8 protein-coding genes are annotated in these 8,991 nt (G+C 63.7%); 4 read left to right on the plus strand and 4 right to left on the minus strand.

The annotated features are described in order from the left end of the window. Position 1: 1 nt before the first annotated feature. Both ACR65T_RS13335 and galE read right to left on the minus strand, forming a co-directional pair. Complete coding sequence (locus ACR65T_RS13335; RefSeq protein ID WP_434496929.1) at positions 2-331, minus strand: ArsR/SmtB family transcription factor; 330 nt, start codon at positions 329-331, stop codon at positions 2-4. An 86-nt stretch (positions 332-417) separates the two neighbouring features. Then, a complete protein-coding gene (gene galE, locus ACR65T_RS13340) occupies positions 418-1,407 on the minus strand; it encodes a UDP-glucose 4-epimerase GalE (protein ID WP_434496930.1) in 990 nt (329 codons plus the stop codon). Between the two features lie 219 nt (positions 1,408-1,626). Between galE and galU the strand changes: the two genes are divergently transcribed. The 4 genes from galU (at position 1,627) to murA (ending at position 5,460) form a co-directional block, all read left to right on the plus strand. Beyond that, positions 1,627-2,511, plus strand: a complete 885-nt coding sequence (galU, locus tag ACR65T_RS13345) for a UTP--glucose-1-phosphate uridylyltransferase GalU (protein WP_434496931.1) — start codon at positions 1,627-1,629, stop codon at positions 2,509-2,511. Positions 2,512-2,684: 173 nt separating this feature from the next. Then, positions 2,685-3,905 (plus strand): beta-ketoacyl-[acyl-carrier-protein] synthase family protein, encoded by a 1,221-nt coding sequence (locus tag ACR65T_RS13350; RefSeq protein WP_434496932.1) that lies wholly within the window; start codon positions 2,685-2,687, stop codon positions 3,903-3,905. A 53-nt stretch (positions 3,906-3,958) separates the two neighbouring features. Then, the gene (locus tag ACR65T_RS13355) at positions 3,959-4,165 is read left to right on the plus strand and encodes a hypothetical protein (protein ID WP_434496933.1); all 207 of its coding nucleotides are present in this window, start codon (positions 3,959-3,961) and stop codon (positions 4,163-4,165) included. Further along, positions 4,165-5,460 carry a UDP-N-acetylglucosamine 1-carboxyvinyltransferase gene (gene murA, locus ACR65T_RS13360; protein ID WP_434496934.1) on the plus strand — a complete coding sequence of 432 codons (1,296 nt, stop codon included), beginning with the start codon at positions 4,165-4,167 and terminating at the stop codon, positions 5,458-5,460. Before ACR65T_RS13355 ends, murA begins: the two co-directional genes overlap by 1 nt. 63 nt (positions 5,461-5,523) lie before the next feature. On the opposite strand, the gene ACR65T_RS13365 is transcribed toward murA, so the two are convergent. Together ACR65T_RS13365 and ACR65T_RS13370 are read right to left on the minus strand one after the other, a co-directional pair. Next, positions 5,524-6,537, minus strand: coding sequence for an AI-2E family transporter (locus tag ACR65T_RS13365; RefSeq protein ID WP_434496959.1), 1,014 nt, complete (start codon positions 6,535-6,537; stop codon positions 5,524-5,526). Between the two features lie 155 nt (positions 6,538-6,692). Then, positions 6,693-8,900, minus strand: a complete 2,208-nt coding sequence (locus ACR65T_RS13370; protein ID WP_434496935.1) for a transglycosylase domain-containing protein — start codon at positions 8,898-8,900, stop codon at positions 6,693-6,695. Positions 8,901-8,991 lie beyond the last annotated feature (91 nt).

An 8,991-nucleotide genomic window follows, 5' to 3' on the forward strand; every position in this document is an offset into this window, starting at 1 on the left:
CTTAATCCTCGCTTTTCTCCAGGAACGCGTCCAAACGATCGAAGCGCGCCTCCCAATGCGCGCGTTGCCGCGCGAGCCACGCCTGCGCGGCGTCGAATCTTTTTGGCTGGATGCGGCAGGTGCGCACGCGTCCTGTCTTTCGGCTCGTCACAAGCCCGCTCCGCTCCAGAGTCTGCAGATGCTGCATGACCGCTGGCAACGACATGTTGAGCGGCCCGGCCAATTCGCTGACATTCGCCGGCCCGCGCGCAAGGCGCTCGACCATGGCGCGTCGCGTCGGATCGGCGAGCGCCGAGAACATGCGATCGAGATTCTCAGAACGCTTAGGCATTTGCTTAAGTATCATTGCGCGCCGTCAGCGGCGACAGAAACTTCACAAACCGCTTAAGTGTTGGACGGACGCATTCCTGCGCTGTATCAGCCGCCGCGCGCCATGAGGCGCTTCTCCCACTCCAGAGCCTGACGAACGATCTCGTCGAGATTGTCGTACTGCGGCGTCCAGCCGAGAGCCCGGCGGATTCTTTCGTTCGCTGCGACGATCGCGGCGGGGTCGCCGGGCCGGCGCGGCGCAAATTCGACGGCGAAATCGACGCCCGAAACCCGCTTCACTGATTCGATCACCTCGAGCACGGAAAAGCCGCGCTCATAGCCGCAATTGGCCGTCAGGTTCGCGCCCCCGTCGCGCAGATAGCGCAAGGCGTCGAGATGGGCGCGCGAGAGATCGGTGACCTGGATATAATCGCGCACGCATGTGCCGTCCGGCGTCGGATAATCGTCGCCGAAGACCTGCAGTTTTGGGCGCAGGCCGAGCGCCGCCTGCACGGCGACCTTGATGAGATGGGTAGCGTTCGGCGTCGATTGCCCCGAACGACCCTTCGGATCCGCGCCGGCGACGTTGAAATAGCGCAAGGCGACATAGGCAAGGCCGTGCGCGCGCGCCGTATCCTCCAGCATCCACTCGACCATGAGCTTCGATCGCCCATAGGGCGAAACCGGCTTTAGCGGCTCGTCCTCGCTGACCGGATTTTGCAGCGGGTCGCCGTAGACGGCGGCGGTCGAAGAAAAGATGAAGCGTTTGACGCGACGCGCCACGGCCGTCGCGAGCAGGGTGCGCGCTTTCGCCGTATTGTTGAAATAATAACCGAGAGGATCGGCGACGGAATCGGGAACGACGATCTTTGCGGCGAAATGGATGATCTCATCAATGGCATAGCGCTCGATCAAATCCGCGACGAGATCCGCGTCGCCAAAATCGCCGACCACGAGCGGCGTCCCCTCGGGAACCGACCAGCGGAATCCGGTCGAGAGATCGTCGAGCACGACGGGCGGAGGTTCGCCGGCGTCCAGCAGTTCGAGAACCGTATGACTGCCGATATAGCCGGCGCCGCCCGTAACCAGAACCGTCATGCCACAACCTTCCTCTCGTATCATCGGCTGATGTTAACGCCGCAGGGCCTGAACGCCTCATGTCTTTTGCGCCATTCGCGTCGCGAACTCTGCGATCCAGCCAAATCGTGCTAAACGGCCCGTTTTTCAAGACTTCTTCCATCGATCCCGCGGCGAGTGGCTTCCGGAGCGATTCGCCGCTATCACCCTTCGCCGTCTCACTTCTCAATGGGCCTCTCCATGAGCAAACGCATTCGCAAGGCTGTTTTCCCCGTCGCCGGGCTCGGCACGCGCTTTCTGCCGGCCACCAAGGCTGTGCCGAAGGAGATGCTGACGGTCGTCGACCGCCCGGTCGTGCAGCATGTCGTGGACGAGGCGCGAGAAGCCGGAATCGAGCATTTCATTTTCGTCACCGGGCGCGGCAAAGGGGCCATCGAAGATCACTTCGACATGGCCTATGAGCTAGAAGACACACTGCGCCGCCGCAACAAGACCAAGGAATATGAAGCGCTGATGTCGGACCTGCCAGCCGCCGGCGCGACAAGCTTCACCCGCCAGCAGGCGCCGCTTGGACTCGGACACGCGGTTTGGTGCGCGCGCGACATTATCGGCGACGAGCCCTTCGCGGTGCTGCTGCCCGACATGATCACGCTTCCCGCGCGAGGCAAAAGCGCGCGCTGTCTCGCCGAGGCGGTCGCGGCTTACGAAACACACGGCGGCAATATCATCGCGGTCGAGGAAGTGAAGCCGGAAGAGACGCATCAATACGGCATCGTCGCGCGCGGCAAGGACTACGGGGCGACGTTCGAAATCACAGGGATGGTCGAGAAGCCGCCGCAGGGGACGGCGCCCAGCAATTTCATCATTTCCGGTCGCTATATTCTGGAGCCGGAAATTTTCGCGCTGCTCGAAAAGCATGAAAAAGGCGCTGGCGGCGAAATTCAGCTCACCGACGCCATGATCCATCTTGCGAAGACGCGGCCCTTTCACGCCGTACGCTTCGACGGGCGGACCTATGACACGGGCTCGAAGCTAGGCTTCCTTGTCGCCAATGTCGCCTTCGGCCTGGCGCGGCCGGACGTCGCGGAGGGCCTGCGCGCCGAGCTGAAGAAGATGCTCGACTAGGTGTATATCCAAAAAAGACAGTGGCTTATGCGCGTCTTTGGCGAACTGTGGCTCTTGTCTGCGGCGCGGTCCCGCGTTTGACGCCGGCGCGCGACTCATTAAACCTTCAAACGATTCTTAAGATCGGCGCGTCGTCGCGCGTGGTTGAAAATCAAGCAAAGGATTGAACACTGATGCCGCAACAAGGCGCCGCGCGCAGAATCGTCATTACCGGAATGGGCGCGGTGTCGGCCGCCGGCGTTGGCGCGACGCCGCTGTGGCGCGCGGCGCGTGACGGCATGTCTTGCGTGCGCCCGCTGAGATCGGAGCGCCCCTATGTTGGGCGGATCAAGATCGCCGCGCAGGTGCCGGATTTCAATCCGGCGACGCATATCGAAGCCGAACTGCTCCCCTATTGCGATCCTTTTACCCAATTTTCCATCGTCGCCGCCGATGAAGCGCTTGCGCAAGCCGGGTTTGAGCGCAAGGCAGTCGGCGGGCCGCGCACCGCGGTCATCATCGGCACCGGCATCGGCGGCGCCACGACCATCGATAACAACGCCTATCTCGAATATAAGCTCGACGGCCGCCCCGACACATTGACCGTGCCGCGCCTGATACCGAGCGCCGCGCCGACGACTCTCGGCATGCGCTACGGCGCCAAGGGACCGACCTTCGCGCTCGCCTCCGCCTGTTCCTCGGCGGCGCAGGCCATCGGCGAAGCCTTCGAAATGCTGCGCGCCGGCCGCGCCGACCGGGCGATCGCCGGCGGCGCCGAAGCCTGCGTGATCAATGGTTCGATTCGCTCCTGGGAGGCGTTGCGCGTTCTCACCCCGGATCTCTGCCGCCCGTTCTCGCAAAAGCGCAACGGCATGACGCTTGGCGAAGGCGCCGCTGTCTTCATCCTGGAGACGCTGGAAGGCGCGCTGGCGCGCGGCGCGACGCCGCTCTGCGAACTCGCCGGCTATGGCACGACGAGCGACGCTTTCGATCCGCTGCGCGCCGATGTCGAAGGCCCGTCGCGCTGCATGCGGCTTGCGCTCGAAAGCGCCGGACTGGAGCCCGGCGACGTCGACTATCTCAACGCCCATGGCACCGCGACCTACGCCAATGACATCACCGAGTCGCAGGCGATGCGCGCCGTCTTCGGCGACGCGCCGCCGCCGGTTTCGTCAACGAAACCCGTGCATGGCCATGCGCTCGGCGCAAGCGGCGGGCTGGAGCTCGTCGTGACGGTTTCCGCGCTGCGCGATCAGATCGCGCCGCCGACGATCAATTTTCTTGAGCCGGACCCCAAATGCGCGGTCGACGCCATCCCCAATGTCGCGCGGCAAATGCCGATTCGCGTCGCGCTCTCAAATTCTTTCGCCTTTGGCGGCATCAACGCGACGCTCGCCGTGCGGGCGATGACTTGATCGGCTAGGGCCCTAGAATCGCAGTAGTTTTGCAACTGGGGCGGTCGATCGCGATGGCTGAGAACGACGAGGAGGGCAGGAGGGGCGCCCCAAAAGGGGCGGATTTTAGCCCGAAGTCTAACAGCGAGTCGAAGAAGAAGGCGGCGCTTGCCGCCGCCTTGCGCGCCAATCTTGCCCGTCGCAAGGCGCGCGAGCGCGCGCTGCGGGACCAGGCGCCAGCGAAACACGGCGGGGACTCGAAAACCGACAGCGAGGGGTGATGGATAAGATCAAGATCGTCGGCGGGACCAGGCTGAATGGCGTGATCCCGATTTCCGGCGCGAAGAACGCCGCCTTGCCGCTGATGATCGCATCGCTCCTGACGCGCGAAACCGTGACGCTCGCCAACATGCCGCTCCTCGCGGACGTGATGCTGCTCGAGCGCATCCTCGGCAATCATGGCGTGGATTACGCCATCGCCGGCAAGCGTACCGGCGAGTCCGTCGACGCCGGCCGCACCGTTCATCTCACCGCGCGCGAAATCGTCGACACCACCGCGCCCTATGATCTCGTCTCGCGCATGCGCGCCAGCTTCTGGGTGCTCGCGCCGCTCGTCGCGCGTTGCGGCGAAGCGCGCGTATCGCTGCCGGGCGGCTGCGCTATCGGCACGCGCCCCGTCGATCTTCTGCTTATGGCGCTGGAAAAGCTCGGCGCCAAACTCGACATCGAAAATGGTTACGTCGTCGCCTCGGCGAAGAACGGTCTGGTCGGCGCCGAGATCGACTTTCCCAAAGTCACCGTCGGCGGCACGCATACGGCGCTGATGGCGGCGTCGCTCGCGCGCGGGACCACCGTGCTGCGCAACGCCGCGCGCGAACCCGAAGTCGTCGATCTTGCCGATTGCCTCATAAAAATGGGGGCGCGCATCAAGGGCGCCGGCCATTCGACGATCGAAATCGAGGGCGTCGGTTCGCTCTATGGGGCAAGACACGCCGTGATGCCCGATCGCATCGAAGCCGGCACCTACGCCATGGCGGTGGCGATGACGGGGGGCGACGTTCTGCTCGCCGGCGCGCGCGCCGATCTTCTGCAGGCGGGGCTCGACGCCCTTGTGCAGGCAGGCGCCAGCATCACCGAGACGAATGAAGGACTGCGGGTGACGCGTAACGGCGCCGGCATTTCGCCGGTCGACGTCACGACGGCGCCGTTCCCGGCCTTCCCGACCGATCTGCAGGCGCAGTTCATGGCGCTGATGACGCGCGCCAAGGGCGTTTCGCGCATTACCGAAACCATTTTCGAGAACCGCTTCATGCATGTGCAGGAGCTCGCGCGGCTTGGCGCCCGCATCAAGCTCGAAGGCGACACGGCGATCGTGACGGGCGCCGATCACCTCGATGGCGCGCCGGTGATGGCGACAGATCTGCGCGCCTCTGTCTCGCTCGTTATTGCGGCGCTCGCCGCGCGCGGCGAGACGACGATCAACCGAGTCTATCATCTCGATCGCGGTTTCGAGCGCCTGGAGAAAAAGCTGAGCGGCTGCGGCGCGGAAATCGAGCGCATCACCGCGGCGGGGTGAGCGAGGCGTAGCGTTTCGTTCGGCGCCTTCGGACTCTCTCGATTCTCTTTGAATCGAGGTTGCTCAGTCCACGGGCGACCGTGTTCGCGATGTTCCAGAGAACATCGTGGCGATCCACTGAGTTGACGGAAATTGCGCGCAGAGCGTGAGAAAAGCGATCGCCAGCGGGACGCCGATGAAGGCTCCCGGCAGGCCCCACAGAAAAGTCCACAGAACGACGGCGAATGTCACGACGGATGGCGAAATCGCCAGCGCCGAACCCGAAATCAGCGGCTCGAGATAGCTGCCGATGACAAATTGAATCACGGCGAGAACCACGAACACGAACATCGCGCTTTGCCAGGAATCGAATTGAACAAGAGCAAAGAACGCCGGAAGAACAGTAACGATCAACGCGCCGATATAGGGCAGATAGTTCAGCGCGAAGGCCAGGATTCCCCAGGCGACGGCAAGCTCGAGACCCATCAGCAGCGCAAAACCGGCGACCGCGACGCCCGTCGCGATGCTCGCAATCGTGCGCACAATCATATATTTGCGGAATTTCCGGCCAATCGACTGGCTCGCCGTCAACAGACGACGACTTGTCTCCTGGTCTTGCAGCTTCGCGATATGATTTTGAAAATCTTCCGTCTCGACAAGGCCCATGATCAAGAAGATGAAGACCAGAAGCGAGAAGCCAACAAGAACGTTGATCCTCGACGCGACCGCTCTGAGAAAGCCAACCAACCACGCGGCGTCGAAATTTTCGGTCACATGCGACATCACGAATATGTCGTGATCCTCCAGCCACTTCGTCGAGTTGCGGAACGTCGTTGCAATCTTCACGAGATTTTGACGAATCCAGTCGGCGATTTCGCCGGCGCCCCATACAACCATCGACGTCAGCGCAACGACGACGGCAAGAGTGATGGCAATGGTGATCAGGAGCGCCAAGGCTTTTGGCGTTCTGGACGCGAGCGCTTTCTGTAGCGGCCATATCAGCGCGATGATGAATATCGCGAAGATCACCGGCTCGAACACAACCTGGGCCAGTGAAGACGCTGCAAGCACAACGAACGCGATGATGAGCCCGGCCATAATGCTCACGACTTTGTTATCCATGGCGCACCGGTCAATGTTCAATCGCTAAGCCGTGAGTTTAGCGCCGTAATTGAGAACCATCTACTTCGATTCACGAATTTGGCGATTTTGCGCCTACACGGTTTGAAACGACGGTTTCCTGATATGTCCCTTCACTCGATCACAACCTTCACCGTGCGCGACGCGACCGGGGCGAGCGCCAGCCGCGCCTGAATGCGATGTCTGCCGGGCGTCATCGGCCAGAACACGGTCTCGTTCGCCTGCGCCGTGGCGAAAGGTTCGCCGTCGACCGTCCAGACGATCTGCGCATCTGCGCCTGTTGGCGCGAGCTTCAACGCGAGTCGGTTGAAGCGCTCGGGCTGCTCCGGGTTTCGCCAGATATGCGTGTTGTGCTCCGGCGTCGCGATGACGAGCGGCGCGGCTCCTGTCGCCAGAGAGTCCGGCGCGGAAGCCATGCTCCGGCCCTGTGCAGGACTCCCATCGTAGGTCGCAGCCTCTCGCGTTTCCGCCGGCTTCACCCATTCACGCAGCGTCTGCGCGCAGTCGGCGCCGCCGTCGGCGCGACAGAGATCGATGGCGATGCGTCCCGGCGGCGGCGCAAAAGTTTCCGGCGCGATGTCTCCGGGCTTGGAATCATGCAGCTTCGCGAGCACGGCGTGGGCGAGCCGCGCCGCCGATGAAACGCCCGTCATCGAACGCATTGGGCCGGCGTCGCCGCGCCCGAGCCACACGCCAACGATGAATTTATGCGAAAAGGCGATCGTCCAGGCGTCCCGATAGGCTTGCGACGTGCCGGTCTTCACGGCGACGGCGAACGGATATTCGAGCGGCCCGTAGCGCGGAAAAGAGGGAAGCCGCGCCTGCGGATCGGCGAGCATCGAGGCGATCAGCCGCGCGCTGTCGACCGACAAAACGCGCCGCGCCGGACGTCGCGCGTCGTCGCGCGTGAACGCAAGTTCGCGCATGATCCCGTCGTCCGCGAGCGCGGCATAGGCGCGCATCACATCCTCGAGCCGCGTCGGCAGCGCGCCGATCGCCATGGAAATCCCGAAACTCTCCGCCGGCGTTTCGAGATCGTGCAGGCCGAGGTCGCGAAGGAAATTGAAATTCGTCTCAAGCCCGACGCGCCGCAGCAGATTTGTCGCCGGCACGTTGCGGGAATTGGCGAGCGCCTGACGCGGCGTCAGCGGTCCAAGATAGAGCCCGTCGGCGTTCGATACGCCCGACGCGCCTTCGGAAATATCGTTCAAGAGATCCGTCGTCTTGAGCACGCCGCGCTCGAACGCCAGCGCATAGATGAAAGGCTTCAATGTCGAGCCGGGAGAACGCCGCACGCGGGTGAAATCGAATGCCCCGGCCTGCGGGTCGTTATAGTCAGAAGAACCGACGTCGGCGATGACGGCGTTCGTTCCTCGCTCGACGACCATCACCGCGACCTGCCGTGCGCCGCGGCGGCGGAAATTCGAAAGATAGCGGCGGGCGAGATGCAGCACGTCTCGTTCGACCGCCAGATCGATCGTCGCATTGATGCGTCGGTCATTGTCCGCGACGGTGCGCGCCAGGCCCTCGCGCGCGAGCGCTTCGTAGCGCAGCGCCAGATGCAGCGTTTCGGGACGACGCTTGGCGTCGAGCGGCCGCATATGATCGATCTCGGCGCGCGCCAGCGCCGCCTGCGCGGCGTCGAGCGCGCCTTCTTCTTCGAGCCGCGCGACAGCGTGACGCGCGCGCGCCGTCGCTAGGACGAGGCCGCTCTCGCGGGAGATGTTCATCCGTCCTGGCGACTGTGGGATGGCGGCCAGCAGCGTCGCCTGCGCCCAGGAAAGATCCTCGACCGGCTTGTCGAAATAAAAGCGCGCGGCATGGGCGACGCCATGGCCGTTCAATCCGTAAGGCGCGAGGCGCAGATAATGCGCCAGCGTCGCCTCATGTCCATTGCGCGCGACGATGGCGAGCGCCGTCGCCGCCTGCATCAGCTTTTCGGCGAATGAGCGCGGCCTCTCGCCTTGCATGCGCGCGACTTGCATGGCGATGGTCGAGGCGCCTTCGCGTCTGCCGCGCGTCGTCAGATTGCGCCATGCGGCGCGCAGCAGCGCGCGCAGGTCAACGCCGGGATGATCGTAAAAGCGGCGGTCTTCGAGAGCGAGCGTCGCGCGCGCCATGCGCTGCGGAATTGAGGCGAGCGGCCAATAGCCGTAATCGACGCGCGGGGTTTTGGCCGCAGGATCGCGAGTCTTGTCGCCGATTTGCGTGAGAAAGGCGCCGTTGCGGTCGTAAACGATGGCGCTGGCGCGCGGAGAGATGAGTTCGGCGCGCGACAGCGCCTCATGCGAGAGCCAGGCGGCGGTTGCAATGATGGCCACAGTAAGCGCAAGCGCGACGCCGCGCGCCCACCCTCTCCCTTTGGGAGAGGGTGGCTGCGGAGCAGCCGGGTGAGGGGTTACGATATTTGTC

The sequence above is a fragment of the Methylocystis sp. genome (genome assembly GCF_051061285.1).
Taxonomy (GTDB): Bacteria; Pseudomonadota; Alphaproteobacteria; order Rhizobiales; family Beijerinckiaceae; genus Methylocystis.